The sequence below is a fragment of the Microbacterium sp. F01 genome, assembly GCF_056156365.1.
In genome coordinates this window covers 1,990,659-2,005,561 of the sequence record NZ_CM149592.1, presented here as the reverse complement: position 1 = coordinate 2,005,561, position 14,903 = coordinate 1,990,659, and the positions used below count along the sequence as shown (strand labels likewise).

At 70.0% G+C, this 14,903-nt stretch carries 11 protein-coding genes; 7 read left to right on the top strand and 4 right to left on the bottom strand.

The window, feature by feature from the left end:
* Window positions 1-44: 44 nt before the first annotated feature.
* Window positions 45-2,504, bottom strand: coding sequence for a DNA gyrase/topoisomerase IV subunit A (locus ACVN90_RS09140; protein WP_475101805.1), 2,460 nt, complete (start codon window positions 2,502-2,504; stop codon window positions 45-47).
* Window positions 2,505-2,572: 68 nt separating this feature from the next.
* Here ACVN90_RS09140 and ACVN90_RS09135 point away from each other — a divergent pair, with 68 nt between their 5' ends.
* Window positions 2,573-3,694: an alkaline phosphatase family protein gene (locus ACVN90_RS09135; protein ID WP_475101804.1), complete on the top strand. Its 1,122-nt coding sequence runs from the start codon at window positions 2,573-2,575 to the stop codon at window positions 3,692-3,694.
* A gap of 4 nt (window positions 3,695-3,698) precedes the next feature.
* Here ACVN90_RS09135 and sepH read toward each other — a convergent pair whose 3' ends face one another.
* Entirely contained in the window at window positions 3,699-4,742 is a 1,044-nt protein-coding gene (gene sepH / locus ACVN90_RS09130; protein ID WP_475101803.1) for a septation protein SepH, read from the bottom strand.
* Window positions 4,743-5,005: 263 nt separating this feature from the next.
* On the opposite strand from sepH, the gene ACVN90_RS09125 reads away from it, so the two are divergent.
* A complete protein-coding gene (locus tag ACVN90_RS09125) occupies window positions 5,006-5,299 on the top strand; it encodes a DUF4193 domain-containing protein (protein ID WP_045302586.1) in 294 nt (97 codons plus the stop codon).
* Here ACVN90_RS09125 and ACVN90_RS09120 read toward each other — a convergent pair.
* The gene (locus ACVN90_RS09120; RefSeq protein WP_475101802.1) at window positions 5,274-5,777 is read right to left on the bottom strand and encodes a DUF3093 domain-containing protein; all 504 of its coding nucleotides are present in this window, start codon (window positions 5,775-5,777) and stop codon (window positions 5,274-5,276) included. The genes ACVN90_RS09125 and ACVN90_RS09120 overlap by 26 nt on opposite strands.
* Window positions 5,778-5,789: 12 nt before the next feature.
* Here ACVN90_RS09120 and dut point away from each other — a divergent pair, with 12 nt between their 5' ends.
* From dut to dxs, 5 genes are all read left to right on the top strand, one after another.
* Complete coding sequence (gene dut / locus ACVN90_RS09115) at window positions 5,790-6,242, top strand: dUTP diphosphatase (RefSeq protein ID WP_475101801.1); 453 nt, start codon at window positions 5,790-5,792, stop codon at window positions 6,240-6,242.
* Window positions 6,239-6,838, top strand: a complete 600-nt coding sequence (locus tag ACVN90_RS09110) for a DUF3710 domain-containing protein (RefSeq protein ID WP_475101800.1) — start codon at window positions 6,239-6,241, stop codon at window positions 6,836-6,838. Before dut ends, ACVN90_RS09110 begins: the two co-directional genes overlap by 4 nt.
* Window positions 6,835-7,650, top strand: a complete 816-nt coding sequence (locus ACVN90_RS09105; protein WP_475101799.1) for a DUF3159 domain-containing protein — start codon at window positions 6,835-6,837, stop codon at window positions 7,648-7,650. Before ACVN90_RS09110 ends, ACVN90_RS09105 begins: the two co-directional genes overlap by 4 nt.
* A 133-nt stretch (window positions 7,651-7,783) precedes the next feature.
* Window positions 7,784-10,618: an aconitate hydratase gene (locus ACVN90_RS09100; RefSeq protein ID WP_475101798.1), complete on the top strand. Its 2,835-nt coding sequence runs from the start codon at window positions 7,784-7,786 to the stop codon at window positions 10,616-10,618.
* 97 nt (window positions 10,619-10,715) lie between these two features.
* Entirely contained in the window at window positions 10,716-12,668 is a 1,953-nt protein-coding gene (gene dxs / locus ACVN90_RS09095; protein ID WP_475101797.1) for a 1-deoxy-D-xylulose-5-phosphate synthase, read from the top strand.
* A gap of 80 nt (window positions 12,669-12,748) precedes the next feature.
* Here dxs and ACVN90_RS09090 read toward each other — a convergent pair whose 3' ends face one another.
* A complete protein-coding gene (locus ACVN90_RS09090; RefSeq protein WP_475101796.1) occupies window positions 12,749-14,893 on the bottom strand; it encodes a 3-hydroxyacyl-CoA dehydrogenase NAD-binding domain-containing protein in 2,145 nt (714 codons plus the stop codon).
* Window positions 14,894-14,903 lie beyond the last annotated feature (10 nt).

The window sequence follows — 14,903 nt, the reverse complement described above, 5'->3', positions numbered from 1 at the left end:
CCCGCTCGCCTCACCGTCACGCGTGAGACGAGCCGGCGAACGGCTCAGCGGATGCCGGTGCCGACGGCGCCGATGACGCCGTCGAGCGCCGTCCCCGACGCGTCGCGCTTCGCACCCGCGGTGGGCAGCGCGCGGGTCGCGCCGTCGGAGCCGATGGCGCGAGGGTCGGTGCCCACCCAGGCGATCGTGAGCGCGTCCTCGCCGCGCAGGAAGCGCTGGGCGCGGACGCCGCCGGTTGCGCGCCCCTTGGCGGGGAATTCGCTGAACAGCGACACCTTGGCACTGCCGGCGTCGGTGCCCGCGAGCGCCGTCGTCGAGCCGGCGATCGTCACCACCACGGCGTCGAACTCCGACGGCCCGACGACGTCGAACGCGATGACCTGTGCGCCGTCGGTGAGACGGATGCCGGCCATGCCCCCGGCCGAACGGCCCTGAGGGCGCACCGACGACGCGTCGAAGCGCAGGAGCTGCGCGTCGCTCGCGACGAACACCAGCTCGGCGCCGTCCGAGGCGGGCGCGGCACCCACGACCCGGTCGCCGTCCTTCAGGGCGATGATCTCGATGTCGTGCTTGTTCGCGATCTCGCTGGCGGCCACGCGCTTGACGATGCCCTGCGCCGTGCCGATCGCGATCGGCGGGGCGTCTGCCAGCGGCACGAGCGCGACGATGTGCTCGCCACTGCTGAGGCCCAGGTACTGGTCGCCGCGGGTGCCGGCTGCGAGCTGCACCGAGTTGCCGGGGACCGAGGGCAGGTCGACGGGGGAGAAGCGCACCAGGCGGCCGAGGTTGGTCACAGCGCCGACGTCACCGCGCGTGGTGGCGTCCACCGCCGAACGGATGGCGTCGTGCTTGGAGCGTCGTGCGGGTGCGACGATGCCGCCGCCAGGCGCGTCGGCCACGAGCTCGGCGCGCACCATGCGCCCGGTGGCGGAGAGGAAGACCCGGCAGGGCGCGTCCGCGATCTGCAGGTCGGCGGCCGCCGCGGCGGCTCGCGAGCGCGGCTGGACGGGGCCGCCGTTGAGGAGGAGCGTGCGCCGCGGGGTGCCGAACGCCTCGGCGGCGGCATTCAATTCGTGAGCCACCTGCGCGCGCAGCAGCACGTCGCTGCCGAGCAGCTCCTCGAGCTGCGCGATCTCTTTCTTGAGGTTTTCGCGCTCGGTCTCGAGCTCGATGCGCGAGAACTTCGTGAGGCGACGCAGTCGCAGCTCGAGGATGTACTCGGACTGCGCCTCAGACAGATCAAACACGCTCATCAGGCGCGTGCGCGCCTGCTCGCTGTCGTCGGAGGTGCGGATGACCTGGATGACCTCGTCGATGTCGAGGATCGCGATGAGCAGGCCCTCGACGAGGTGCAGGCGTTCCTTGCGACGCTCCAGGCGGTAGCGGCTCCGGCGCGTGACCACGCTGATGCGGTGGTCGAGGTACACGCGGAGGAGCTCGCGCAGACCCAGGGTCTGCGGCTGGCCCTCGACGAGGGCGACGTTGTTGATGCTGAACGAGTCCTCGAGCGGGGTCAGCCGGTAGAGGTGGTCGAGCACCGCCTGCGGGTCGAAGCCGGTCTTGATGCCGATGACCAGTCGCAGGCCGTGGTGACGGTCGGTCAGATCGGTGACGTCGGCGATGCCCTGCAGCTTCTTCGCGTTGACGGCGTCCTTGATCTTCTCGATCACGCGCTCAGGGCCGACGAGGTACGGCAGCTCGGTGACGATGAGGCCGGTGCGGCGCGGGCCGAGCGATTCGATCGACACCTTCGCGCGCGTGCGGAAGCTGCCGCGACCGTTCGTGTAGGCGTCCTTGATGCCGTCGAGACCGACGATGATGCCGCCGCCGGGAAGGTCCGGACCGGGCACGAACTCCATGAGCTCGTCGACCGTCGCCTCGGGGTTCTCGAGCAGATGGGTCGCCGCGCCCACGACCTCGATGAGGTTGTGCGGCGCCATGTTGGTCGCCATGCCGACCGCGATGCCGGTCGTGCCGTTCACGAGCAGGTTGGGGAAGGCGGCGGGCAGCACCTCGGGCTGCTGGAACTGGCCATCGTAGTTGGGGATGAAGTCGACGACGTCCTCGTCGAGGTTCTCCGTCAGCGCCAGCGCCGGCGGCGCGAGGCGGGCCTCGGTGTAGCGGGGCGCGGCGGGACCGTCGTCGAGGGACCCGAAGTTGCCGTGCCCGTCGACGAGCGGAACGCGCAGCGAGAAGGGCTGCGCGAGCCGCACCAGCGCATCGTAGATGGGGGCGTCGCCGTGCGGGTGCAGCTTTCCCATCACCTCGCCGACGACGCGCGCGCTCTTGACGTGGCCGCGGTCGGGCCGCAGCCCCATGTCGGCCATCTGGAACAGGATGCGCCGCTGCACCGGCTTGAGCCCGTCGCGCGCGTCGGGCAGTGCGCGCGAGTAGATGACCGAGTACGCGTATTCGAGGAACGATGTCTGCATCTCCGAAGAGACGTCGACGTCCTCGATGCGTCCGTGGTCGGCGGGGGAGGAATCGGTGCGGGAAGCGGGCATGTGTCGATGAAGCCTCGGGTGACGGCGGGGAGCGAGGGGGCGCGGCCGCGTGTGCGAGACTGGCCCCGATGACCCTCAGCCTACCCGTGGACCCGCCCCGCGCCCGGAGCCTCACCCGTGTCGTGACCGAGATGTCGGCGGCGCTGGACGGCGACTCGGAGTGGTTCGCCCCGGCACGGAGCGCCATCGTCTGGGTGCTCGACGGCCTCGGCGTCGCCAACCTCTCCGCCCGCGCCGGGCACGCCCGCTTCCTCAGCGAGGCCCGGACGAAGAAGGACGTCGCGCGCACGGTGTTCCCGTCGACAACCGCCGCGGCGCTGACCAGTCTTCTCACCGGCACGCTGCCGGGGGAGCACGGCATCGTCGGGTATCGGGCCCGCGTGCCCGGCACCGACGACGTGATCAATCTCCTCCGCGGCTGGGACACCGACGGCCTGCCGCTGGAGTTCCAGCGCGCTGCCCCGCTGTCAGCGACGCTCGGCCGGCCGTTCTTCGCCGTCTCGCGCAACGAGTACGCGGGCACCGGCTTCACGGCGGCCACCCTCGGCGACGCCGAGTTCCACGGCGCCGACGACCTCGACGAGCGCGTGAGCCTCGCCGCCGACCTTGCGGCGCAGCATCCGGGTTCCCTCACCTATCTCTACGCCCCCGATCTCGACGCGATCGGTCACAAGCGCGGCTGGGAGTCCGACGAATGGGTCGCCGGGCTGGAGAGGGTGGATGCTGCGGCCCGCACACTCTCGACATCCCTCGACCGCGGTACCGGCGTGGTGGTGACGTCGGACCACGGCATGGTCGACGTGCCGCGGCATCGCCATCTTCTCCTGGAGGCGGGCGACGACCTGCTGGACGGCGTCCGGCTCATCGGCGGCGAGCCGCGGATGCTCCACCTTTACGCGGAGCCGGGTGCGGCGGACGTGGTGCTCGCACGGTGGCGGGAGGCCGAGGCATCCCGTTCGTGGGTCTTCTCCCGCGCCGAGCTCGAGGCATCGGGCCTGGTGGGCCGGATCGACTCCGAGGTGGGTGCGCGCATCGGCGACGTGATCGTCGCGGCGCGCGCGGGCATCGCGTACTACGACGACCGGCTCTCCGACAAGGCACCGCAGAAGATGATCGGGCAGCACGGCTCGCTGACCGACGAGGAGCGGATCGTACCGCTCATCCGGCTCGGCGCGTTCGCCGGAGCCTGAGGCCTCAGTCTTCGGAGCGCGCGCCGAAGACGATCTCGTCCCACGACGGCATCGACGTGCGTCCCTTGCGACGCCCCGCCTCAGCGACCGCGGCCGGAGTCGGCGCCTGGTAGTCGGGTGCGGGTGGCTCGTCGTCGGACGACGACTCGTCGTAGCCCGGCTCGAGCGCGTCGAAGAGAGCGACGGGCGCGGGCGAACGGGGAGCCGACGCCACCTCTTCCGCACCCGGGAGCGGCTCGCGCTGACCACGACGACGACGCAGCGCTTCGAGCAGGTCGGCGGTCTCGGCCGAGGTCACCACGGCGGGCTCGCTGGCGCGCTTGATGGCGGCCTCCTGGACCGCGGGGGCTGCGGGGCCCGGGATCTCGGGTGACTCGATGTCGGCGTCCGGGAGGCGGCGCGGGCCGAACGCCCCGCTGTCGAAGCGGGAGTCATCCTTCGGGGCGACCGCGTCGAGGGCCCGCAGCCGGGGGATCAGACCCTCCGGAAGCGACCCCTGACGAGAGAGCTGGATGGCGTCGGCGTTCAACGGCGACAGGGTGCTGCGTCGCGGGTCGAACCCCCAGCGGGCGTCGTGGCCGATGTCGTTCGAGGTGAACTCCAGCTTGACGGTCCAGCCGGTCGGCTCCTTCCAACTGGTCCAGCGTTCGCCGATCGCGCCCGCCTCGGCGAGCTTGGCGCGCACCGCCGAGCCGAACGTCGTCTGCCCATCGCCCTCGAAGTCGCCGCCGAGGAGCACCGGAACCGCCAGCGCCTGGCCCACGATGTGCTCGCGCTCGGCGAGGACGGGGCCCTCGAAGCGCACGATGTCCTCCACGCGGGCGCCGAGGAGCTCCGCCACCTCGCGCGCGGAAAGACCTGAGCGGATGTGGGCCTGGATCTCGCGGGGGCTGGGGCGCGGGGTCTGCACGTCGGCGTCGCGGTCACGGCGCGCCTTGCGCAGCTCGCCGCGCAGCACGTCGTCCACGTCGAGCGTGAATCTCTCGCCGGACTCCGTCGCCAGGATGAGCTTGTCGTCCTCGGTTCCGATGACCTTGAGCTGTTCCATGCGGACGCTCCCTGCTTCTCGTGCCGGCTCTTGGCTGCGCTGGTCCGGCGGACTTCACGGCTTCAGAGCCCGCCTGTCCGCCCCATCGTGTCATAGGGCACCACGAGGGCCGGGAATATCCCGCGCGTGCCGCGAGTTTCACGCGAACGCACGGTCAGGACGGCGCCCGATCGCATTTGCGAAAAGAGGAATGGTCGTGCAAACTATCGCCGCCCGCAAGGGCGAGCGCAACCGCGAATACCCGGAAGTTGAGATCTTCACGCATGGCCACCGATTACGACGCCCCCCGCAAGACCGAGGACGACAGCGAGTCGATCGAGGCGCTCAAGGAGCGCGTTCCCGACAAGCTCTCGGGCTCGGTCGATGTGGAGGACGCCGACAACCCGTCGGGCTTCGAGCTGCCCGGTGCCGACCTGTCGGACCTCGAGCTCGACGTCGTCGTTCTCCCCGCACAGGAGGACGAGTTCACCTGTTCGAACTGCTTCCTGGTGAAGCACCGCTCGCAGCTCGATCACGAGACCGCCGACGGCCCTATCTGTACTGAGTGCGCCGCGTGATCTGAGCCCGCCGCACAGCGGCGGCCAGCCGGTCCGGCGTCCGCGAGGAGATGACCCACGCGGTCGTCGGATCATCGGCATCCGTCACGGCGAACACGAGGACTCCGTCGATCCCGCCCCGGATGAGATGCCACGAACGCGGGTCGAGTCCCGCGCCGCGCGCATGGCGCGCATCCTCTCCGAGGTGCACCTCTCCGTCACCGAGGAACTCGACGCCGATGTGCGCGCGTCCCGCCCGCAGCTCGCCGTCCCGGACCTCGACGACGGGTGCCGCCAGGATCAGCAGCGCGATCAGCAGGATGCCGACCACGGCCCCCACGACGAGCGCGACAGTCGTGTCGATCGGCGTGACGACGAGCGCCGCCATCGGCGCGGCCATCCCTGCCGCGACCAGGATCCACAGTGACGGGCCGAGCCGCTCGCGATAGCCGTCGGCGCGGCCGGTCCGGGCACCGGCGTGAGGCGTTGAGTTCTGCATTACCCTCGTTGGGTGACTGAAACGGTGGACGTCCCCATTATCGCCCCCGACGTCCCGGTGTACGCGCACCCCGGGGACGCCGGAGCCGACCTCGTCGCCGCCGAGGCGGTGCACCTCGAACCCGGTGAGCGCGCCCTCGTCGGCACCGGCGTGCGGATCGCACTGCCCGCAGGACACGTCGCGTTCGTGGTGCCGCGCAGCGGCCTGGCCGCCAAGCACGGGATCACCGTCGTCAACGCGCCGGGCACCATCGACGCCGGCTACCGCGGCGAGATCAAGGTGATCCTGCTGAACACCGATCGGGTGCAGGCGCATGACATCGCCGTGGGCGACCGCATCGCGCAGCTCATCGTGATGCCGGTCCCGCGTGCCGTGTTCATCCCCGTGGAAACCCTGCCCGACAGCGTGCGCGGCGAGGGCGGCTTCGGCTCCACGGGCTATCAGAAGGACGGAGTCCTCGCATGACCGACCCCTCATCCGTCGACGGCCCCCGCAAGGTCGCACCCGACGACCGCGCCACCACCGGCCCGTTCGACGAGTCCGAGGCCAACCCGGTCCGCCCGTACATCGACCTCGGGGGGATCAAGATCCTGCCCCGCGAGGGCCTGAACCTGCGGCTCGAAGTCGAGGAGCAGACCAAGCGCATCGTCGCCGTCGGCCTCGACTACGCCGGCTCGACCCTGCAGGTTCAGCCGTTCGCCGCGCCGCGCTCGGCCGGGCTCTGGGAGGAGACGCGCGAGCAGATCCGCCAGCAGATCCGCCAGCAGGGCGGCCGCGTCGAAGAGCGCGAGGGACCGCTGGGCCCCGAACTGCTCGCCGAGGTCCCCGTCATCGCCGGGCCCGACGGCGCGGCCGGCAAGCGTCTCGCGCGCTTCGTCGGTGTCGACGGACCCCGCTGGTTCCTGCGCGGCGTCATCGGCGGCGCCGCGACGGCCGATGTCGAGGCGGCGGCGTCCGTCGAGGACCTCTTCCGGTCGATCGTGGTCGTCCGCGGCGGCTCGCCGATGCCACCCCGCGACCTCATCCCGCTGAAGATGCCGGCCACGCCGGGCTCGGCGTGAGCGACACCTCGCGCCCCGATGACGCGGCGGCCGGGCCCGCCGCGAACCCTCCCGCCGGCGACGCGAACCCTCCCGCCGGCGACGCGGGAGGGACCACGGATGCCGCGCCCTCGGCCTCCGAGGTGCTCGGCGCCGCGCTGGGCGGCGCCGCGCGCCGCGCCGGACTGGATCCGGCCGAAGGCAAGAGCACGGGGCACGTCGTGTGGGCCGCGATGGGCGGCTGGCGCGGCATCCTCGAGTCCGTCCTTCCGGGCGTCGTGTTCCTCGTCGCGTGGACGGCGACATACAACCCCGACCCGGATGTGCGCTCCGGCAACCTTCTGCTGAGCCTCGGGCTCTCGGTCGGTCTCGCCGCCGTCTTCACCGTCGTCCGCCTCATCCAGCGGCAGTCCGCGAGCGCCGCCATCGGCGGCCTGATCGCGGCGGCCGCGGCGGCGGGCCTGTCGCTGTGGACCGGCAGGGGAGAGGACAGCTTCATCCCGGGCTTCCTCACCAACACGCTGTATGGCACCGCGTTCCTCGTCTCAGCGCTCGTCGGGTGGCCGCTCATCGGCCTGGCCGTCGGCTTCCTGATGGGGGAGGGCACGGCGTGGCGCGCCGACAAGCGCAAGCGTCGCGTCTTCTCCTGGCTGTCGATCGCGTGGGCGGGGCTGTTCGCACTCCGCCTGCTCGTGCAGGTGCCGCTCTACTTCGCCGGCGACGTCGCAGCGCTCGGCACCGTGAAGCTGATCATGGGGCTGCCGCTGTTCGCGCCCATGGTGGCGGTCACATGGCTCGCCGTGCGCGCGCTCTATCCGCGCGCGCCGAAGTGATACATTTATCTCGACATCAAGATAAATTTCCTCCGAACCGTTAGGTCGACCTCACTAGCCGAGGGCTTCGGTGCGGGGGAAGATGGGGATGCCGGACTCCGGCACGATCCCGCCGCCGACGAAGGAGACAGACGTGTCCACGGTTGACAGCTTCGGTGCGAAGAGCACCCTGACGGTCGGCAGCACCGACTACGAGATCTTCCGCATCGACACGGTCGCGGGCTACGAGAAGCTCCCGTTCAGCCTCAAGGTGCTGCTCGAGAACCTGCTGCGCACCGAGGACGGCGCCAACGTCACCAAGGAGCAGATCCAGGCGCTCGGCTCGTGGAACCCCGATGCCGAACCCGACACCGAGATCCAGTTCACGCCGGCACGCGTCGTGATGCAGGACTTCACCGGCGTCCCCTGCATCGTCGACCTCGCCACGATGCGCGAGGCCGTCACCGCGCTGGGCGGCGACCCCAGCAAGATCAACCCGCTCTCGCCCGCCGAGATGGTGATCGACCACTCCGTCATCGCCGACCTCTTCGGCCGCGAGGACGCCCTCGAGCGCAACGTCGAGATCGAGTACGAGCGCAACGGCGAGCGGTACCAGTTCCTCCGCTGGGGCCAGACGGCGTTCGACGACTTCAAGGTCGTCCCCCCGGGCACCGGCATCGTGCACCAGGTCAACATCGAGCACCTCGCGAAGGTCATCTACGACCGCCAGGTGAACGGCGTGCTCCGCGCCTACCCCGACACGTGCGTGGGCACCGACTCGCACACCACGATGGTCAACGGCCTCGGCGTGCTCGGCTGGGGCGTCGGCGGCATCGAGGCCGAGGCCGCGATGCTCGGCCAGCCCGTATCGATGCTCATCCCGCGCGTCGTCGGCTTCAAGCTCACCGGCTCGATCCCGGCCGGCGTCACCGCGACCGACGTCGTGCTCACGATCACCGACATGCTGCGCAAGCACGGCGTCGTCGGCAAGTTCGTCGAGTTCTACGGCGAGGGCGTCGCCTCGGTGCCGCTTGCGAACCGCGCCACCATCGGCAACATGAGCCCCGAGTTCGGCTCGACCGCCGCGATGTTCCCGATCGACGACGTGACGCTCGACTATCTCCGCCTCACCGGCCGCGACGAGGACGCGGTTGCGCTCGTCGAGGCGTACGCCAAGGAGCAGGCGCTCTGGCACGACCCGGCGCGCGAGCTCGTCTTCAGCGAGTACATGGAGCTGGACCTCGGCACGGTCGTGCCCTCGATCGCCGGCCCGAAGCGCCCGCAGGACCGCATCCTGCTGTCGGAGGCGAAGTCGCAGTTCGAGAAGGACATCGTGAACTACGCGACGGCCTCCACGAGCGACGACATCGTCGACCTCGAGTCGAAGCACTCGTTCCCGGCATCCGACCCGGGCGCCGTCCCCGGCGAGGAGGAGCCCACGACGCGCCCGGTGCACATCAACAGCGGCGCGCCCGCGACGGCCTCGAAGCCGGTCAAGGTCACCACGCCCGACGGCGAGGCCTACATCCTCGACAACGGCGCGGTGACGCTTGCGGCCATCACGTCGTGCACGAACACGTCCAACCCGTCGGTCATGATCGCGGCGGGCCTGCTCGCCAAGAAGGCCGTCGACAAGGGCCTCAAGCGCAAGCCGTGGGTCAAGACGACGCTCGGCCCCGGCTCGAAGGTCGTCACCGACTACTACGAGAAGTCCGGACTCGACAAGGCGCTCGAGGGCCTCGACTTCTTCACGGTCGGCTACGGCTGCACGATCTGCATCGGCAACTCGGGACCCCTCATCGAAGAGGTCTCGGCCGCGATCAACGACAACGACCTCGCCGTCACCGCCGTGCTCTCGGGCAACCGCAACTTCGAGGGCCGCATCAGCCCCGACGTGAAGATGAACTACCTCGCCTCGCCGCCCCTCGTGGTCGCGTACGCGCTGGCCGGCTCGATGAACTTCGACTTCGAGACCGACCCGCTCGGCAAGGACACCGACGGCAACGACGTGTTCCTCAAGGACATCTGGCCGTCGCCCGAAGAGGTCCAGCAGATCATCGACACGTCGATCTCGCGTGAGCAGTTCATCACTCAGTACGCGACCGTCTTCGAGGGCGATGAGCGCTGGAAGAACCTGCCGACCCCGACCGGTCCGGTCTTCGAGTGGGACCAGGACTCGACCTACGTGCGCAAGGCGCCGTACTTCGACGGCATGAAGATGGACCTGACCCCCGTCACCGACATCTCCGGCGCGCGCGTCATGGCGACCCTCGGCGACTCGGTCACCACCGACCACATCTCGCCCGCCGGCAACATCAAGGCCGGCACGCCTGCCGCTCAGTACCTCACCGAGCACGGCGTCGCGCAGAAGGACTTCAACTCCTACGGCTCGCGCCGTGGCAACCACGAGGTCATGATCCGCGGCACCTTCGCCAACATCCGCCTCAAGAACGAGCTGGTCGCGGCGGTCAACGACGGACAGATCGTCGAGGGCGGCTTCACGCGCGACTTCACGCAGGAGGGCGGTCCGCAGTCGTACATCTACGACGCGAGCCAGAACTACCAGGCGCAGGGCACGCCGCTCGTCGTCTTCGGCGGCAAGGAGTACGGCTCGGGCTCGTCGCGCGACTGGGCTGCGAAGGGCACGAGCCTGCTGGGCGTGAAGGCGGTCATCACCGAGAGCTTCGAGCGCATCCACCGCTCGAACCTCATCGGCATGGGCGTCGTCCCGCTGCAGTTCCCGGCCGGCGAGAGTTGGAAGTCGCTCGGCCTCGACGGCACCGAGATCGTCTCGATCTCGGGTCTCGAGCAGCTCAACGAGGGTGTCACGCCGAAGACCGTCAAGGTCACGGCCGAGCCCAGCGAGTTCTCGCCCGAGGGCAAGCAGACAGTCGAGTTCGACGCGGTCGTCCGCATCGACACGCCCGGTGAGGCCGACTACTACCGCAACGGCGGCATCCTGCAGTACGTGCTGCGTTCGCTGGTCTGACAGCTGATTCACGGGGGACCGGATGCTGCGGCATCCGGTCCCCCTTCATGCCCCGGGTAGACTTGCAGAGCCCTTCCGGGGCCGGAAAGGAGCGGGGATGTCGCTGCTGTCGTCCATCACCGGACCCCGCGACCTCGACGCATTGAGCCTCGATCAGCTCGAGCAGCTCGCGGAGGAGATCCGCGGCTTCCTCGTCGAGAACGTCGCACGCACAGGCGGCCACCTGGGCCCCAACCTCGGTGTCGTCGAACTGACGATCGCGCTGCACCGCGTGTTCGACTCACCGAACGATCCCATGATCTTCGACACCGGGCACCAGTCGTACGTGCACAAGCTCCTCACCGGGCGTCAGGACTTCACGAAGCTGCGCGCACGCGAAGGGCTGGCCGGCTACCCGCAGCGGTCCGAGAGCCCGCACGACGTCGTCGAGTCGTCCCACGCCTCGAGCTCGCTGAGCTGGGCGGACGGCGTCTCGCGTGCTCTGACCCGCACCGGCCGCAAAGACCGCCACGTGGTCGCCGTCGTCGGCGACGGTGCGCTCACCGGCGGCATGACGTGGGAGGCGCTCAACAACATCTCCGACGACAACGACCGCAACCTCGTCATCGTCGTGAACGACAACGGGCGCTCGTACGCCCCGACCATCGGCGGCATGGCGCGCTACCTCAACCGCGTCCGCACGGCGGATTCCTACCGCAACCTGCACCGCGGCTCCGACACGCTCTTCCGCAAGCTCGGCCCCGCCGCCCGCGCCGTGTACCGCGGCGTGCGCGGCGGCACGCACGGGTTCCTGTCGCGCTTCACGAACAACGCCGCGCTGTACTCGAACCTCGACATCAAGTACCTCGGGCCGGTGGACGGCCACGACCTGCCGACGCTCATCGAGACGCTCGAGCTCGCCAAGGAGTACGGCGCGCCCGTCATCGTCCACGCGATCACCGAGAAGGGCCGAGGCTACGCGCCCGCCCTCGAAGACGAGGCCGACCAGTTCCACGCCGTGGGCAAGATCGACCCGATCACCGGCGAGTCGCTCGGCTCGGCCGGCGGCACCGCCTGGACCGACGTCTTCGCCGACGAGCTCGTGCACGTGGGCGAGCAGCGCGACGACCTCATCGCGATGACCGCGGCCATGCTGCGCCCCACCGGACTCCTGCCCTTCGCGCAGCGCTTCCCCGACCGCGTCTACGACGTCGGCATCGCGGAGCAGCACGCCGTCGCCTCCGCGGCGGGCCTGTCGTTCGGCGGCCTGCACCCGGTCGTCGCGATCTACGCGACGTTCATGAACCGCGCGTTCGACCAGGTGCTGATGGATGTCGCGCTCCACCGCGCGGGCGTCACCTTCGTGCTCGATCGCGCCGGCGTCACGGGCCCCGACGGCCCGAGCCACCACGGCATCTGGGACCTCGCGATGCTGCAGATCGTGCCGCACATCCGCATCGCCGTGCCGCGCGACGAGACGCGCCTCCGCGAGGAGCTGCACGAGGCGGTGGCCGTCGACGACGCCCCCACCGTCATCCGTTTCCCGAAGGGCGGCGTGAGCCCCGAGATCCCGGCGCTGGAACGCCTCGAGGACGGCGTAGACGTTCTCGTGCGCTCCGACGTCCAGGATGTGCTGCTCGTCGGCATCGGCCCGATGGCGCACATCGCGGTCGACGTCGCCGAACGTCTGCGCGCGCAGGGAATCGGCGCCACCGTCGTCGACCCGCGGTGGGTCGTGCCCGTGCAGCCGTCGATCGTCGAGCTCGCAGCATCCCACCGCCTCGTCATCACGATCGAGGACGGCATCCGTGTCGGCGGCATCGGCACGCGCGTGCGCCAGGTGCTGCGCGAGGCCGGCGTCGACACGGCGGTCGACGAGCTGGGCGTGCCCGACGCGTTCATCGACCACGCGAGCCGCGAGCAGATCCTCGAGGACGCCGGCCTGACCCCGGCGAAGATCGCGCAAGACGTCGTCGCGCAGGTGCTCGGCACTCGCATCCCCGTCGCGCGCGGGGCCCAGACCAGCGAGATCCCGGTGATCTCGACGCTGTCGCGCGAAGAGCGCCGCTAGGCCACGGCGGCCGAGCGCCGCGCCCACGACGAGAAGGGCGCATCCTCCCCAGAGGATGCGCCCTTCCGGTGTTCGCGGCGTCAGCCGGCGATGCCCTTGATCACCGGGTGGTGGAACGTGTCGCCGGAGACGCGCTCGGACGCGCCTTCGCGGTCGAGGTAGGGGGATGCGCCGCCGTCGATGAACGGCCAGCCCGCGCCGAGGATGAGGCAGAGGTCGATGTCCTCGACCTCGGGGACCACGCCCTCGTCGAGCATGATCCTGATCTCCTGCGCGAGACCGTCCTGCACGCGGCGGAGGATCTCATCGGCGGAGGCCGGAGACGCGCCCACGGCGGGCTTCAGGACTTTCTCCGCGGCCTTGGTCCAGCCGGTCACGCGGCCGCCCTTGTCCTTCTCGACGACCTCGGGGAGCTCCGCGAGCGCGTGGAAGTTGTCGTTCGCATAGAACCGCTCGGGGAAGGCGCGAACCATCGTGTCCTGCACGTGCGCGGCGACCTTCCAGCCGACCAGGTCGATGAGCTGGAACGGCCCCATCGGCAGTCCGAGCGGGGCGAACGCCTTCTCGACGTCGGCGACCGGCGTGCCCTCGTACACGGCGCGGGCCGCCTCACCCATGACCTTCGCGAGCAGGCGGTTCACGACGAATCCTGGGGCGTCGGCCGTGAGGACCGCGTTCTTGCCGAGGTTCTTCGCGACGACGAACGCGGTCCAGAGCGCGGCCTCCGAGGTCTGCGGCGTCTTCACGATCTCGATGAGCGGCATGACCGCGACCGGGTTGAAGAAGTGGAACCCGACGAGACGCTCGGGGTGGGCGAGCTTCGCGCCGATCTCCTCGACCGACAGCGACGAGGTGTTGGTCGCGAGGATCGCGTCCTCGGCGATGATCTGCTCGATCTCGCCGAACACCTGCTGCTTGACCCCGACCTCCTCGAAGACGGCCTCGATGACGAAGTCGCAGTCCGCGTAGAGGCGCTTGTCGGTCGTGCCCGTGACGAGCGCGCGCAGCTTGTTGGCGGAGTCGCCGTCGAGGCGGCCCTTCGCCTCGAGCTTGCCGATCTCGTCGTGGATGTACGCCACCCCCTTGTCGACACGCGCCTGGTCCAGGTCGGTGATGAGCACCGGCACCTGCAGCCTGCGCACGAACAGCAGCGCGAACTGACTCGCCATGAGGCCGGCGCCGATGATGCCGACCTTGGTGACCTTCTTCGCGAGCTCCTTGTCGGGGGCGCCGACCGGACGCTTGGCGCGCTTCTGCACCAGATCGAAGGCATACATGGATGCCGCGAACTGGTCGCCCGTGACGAGCTCGGCGAGAGCCTCGTCCTCGCGTGCGAACCCCTCGGCCTTCGATCCGTTTCGCGCCTTGTCGAGCAGGTCCAGCGCCACATACGGCGACTTCGGCACGGTGCCGATCTTCGACTCGAGCATGCCGCGGGCCATCTTGACGGCGATCGGCCACTTGGTGAGACGCTCGATCTTGCCCGGCTCGTTCTTGCGGTCGACCTTGATCTTCCCGCCGAGCACGCCGTCGGCCCAGGCCAGCGAGTCCTCGAGGTAGTTCGCGGCGGGGAAGATCGCGTCGACGATGCCGTAGTCGAACGCCTGCTGCGGCTTCAGCATGCGGTTCTGCTTCAGCGGGTTCGAGATGACGACCTCGAGCGCGTTCTCGATGCCGATGAGGTTCGGCAGCAGGTACGCGCCACCCCAGCCGGGGATGATGCCGAGGAACACCTCGGGCAGAGCGATCGCGGCGGCCGAGGCATCCACCGTCCGGTACGTGCTGTTCAGCGCGATCTCGAGCCCGCCGCCGAGCGCGAGCCCGTTCACGAACGCGAACGTCGGTACGCCGAGGTCGGAGAGCTTTCCGAACACCTTGTGGCCGAGCTGGGCCACCATGCGCGCGTTGTCCTTCGAGCCGACCTTGCTGATGTCTGAGAGGTCGGCGCCCGCCGCGAGGATGTACTGCTTGCCGGTGATGCCGACCGCCTGGATCTCACCGGCGGCCGCGCGCGCCTTGAGCGCATCCAGCGTCTCGCCGAGCTGGAACATGGTCGCGGGACCCAGCGTGTTCGGGCGCGTGTGGTCGCGACCGTTGTCGAGCGTGACGAGCGCCAGCACCTTGCCGGAGGCGAGACGGATGTCGCGTACCCGCGAGTGCGTGATCACCTCGCCGTCCGTCACGGCGAGGATGGGGGAGAAGTCGATGTCGTCGTAGTTCGTCATTTCGTCGATG

Bases quoted from the DNA above. Each gene is read 5' to 3' on its own strand.
- ACVN90_RS09140 (WP_475101805.1), bottom strand. From the start codon at position 2,504: ATGCCCGCTTCCCGCACCGATTCCTCCCCCGCCGACCACGGACGCATC.
- ACVN90_RS09135 (WP_475101804.1), top strand. From the start codon at position 2,573: ATGACCCTCAGCCTACCCGTGGACCCGCCCCGCGCCCGGAGCCTCACC.
- sepH (WP_475101803.1), bottom strand. From the start codon at position 4,742: ATGGAACAGCTCAAGGTCATCGGAACCGAGGACGACAAGCTCATCCTG.
- ACVN90_RS09125 (WP_045302586.1), top strand. From the start codon at position 5,006: ATGGCCACCGATTACGACGCCCCCCGCAAGACCGAGGACGACAGCGAG.
- ACVN90_RS09120 (WP_475101802.1), bottom strand. From the start codon at position 5,777: ATGCAGAACTCAACGCCTCACGCCGGTGCCCGGACCGGCCGCGCCGAC.
- ACVN90_RS09110 (WP_475101800.1), top strand. From the start codon at position 6,239: ATGACCGACCCCTCATCCGTCGACGGCCCCCGCAAGGTCGCACCCGAC.
- dxs (WP_475101797.1), top strand. From the start codon at position 10,716: ATGTCGCTGCTGTCGTCCATCACCGGACCCCGCGACCTCGACGCATTG.
- ACVN90_RS09090 (WP_475101796.1), bottom strand. From the start codon at position 14,893: ATGACGAACTACGACGACATCGACTTCTCCCCCATCCTCGCCGTGACG.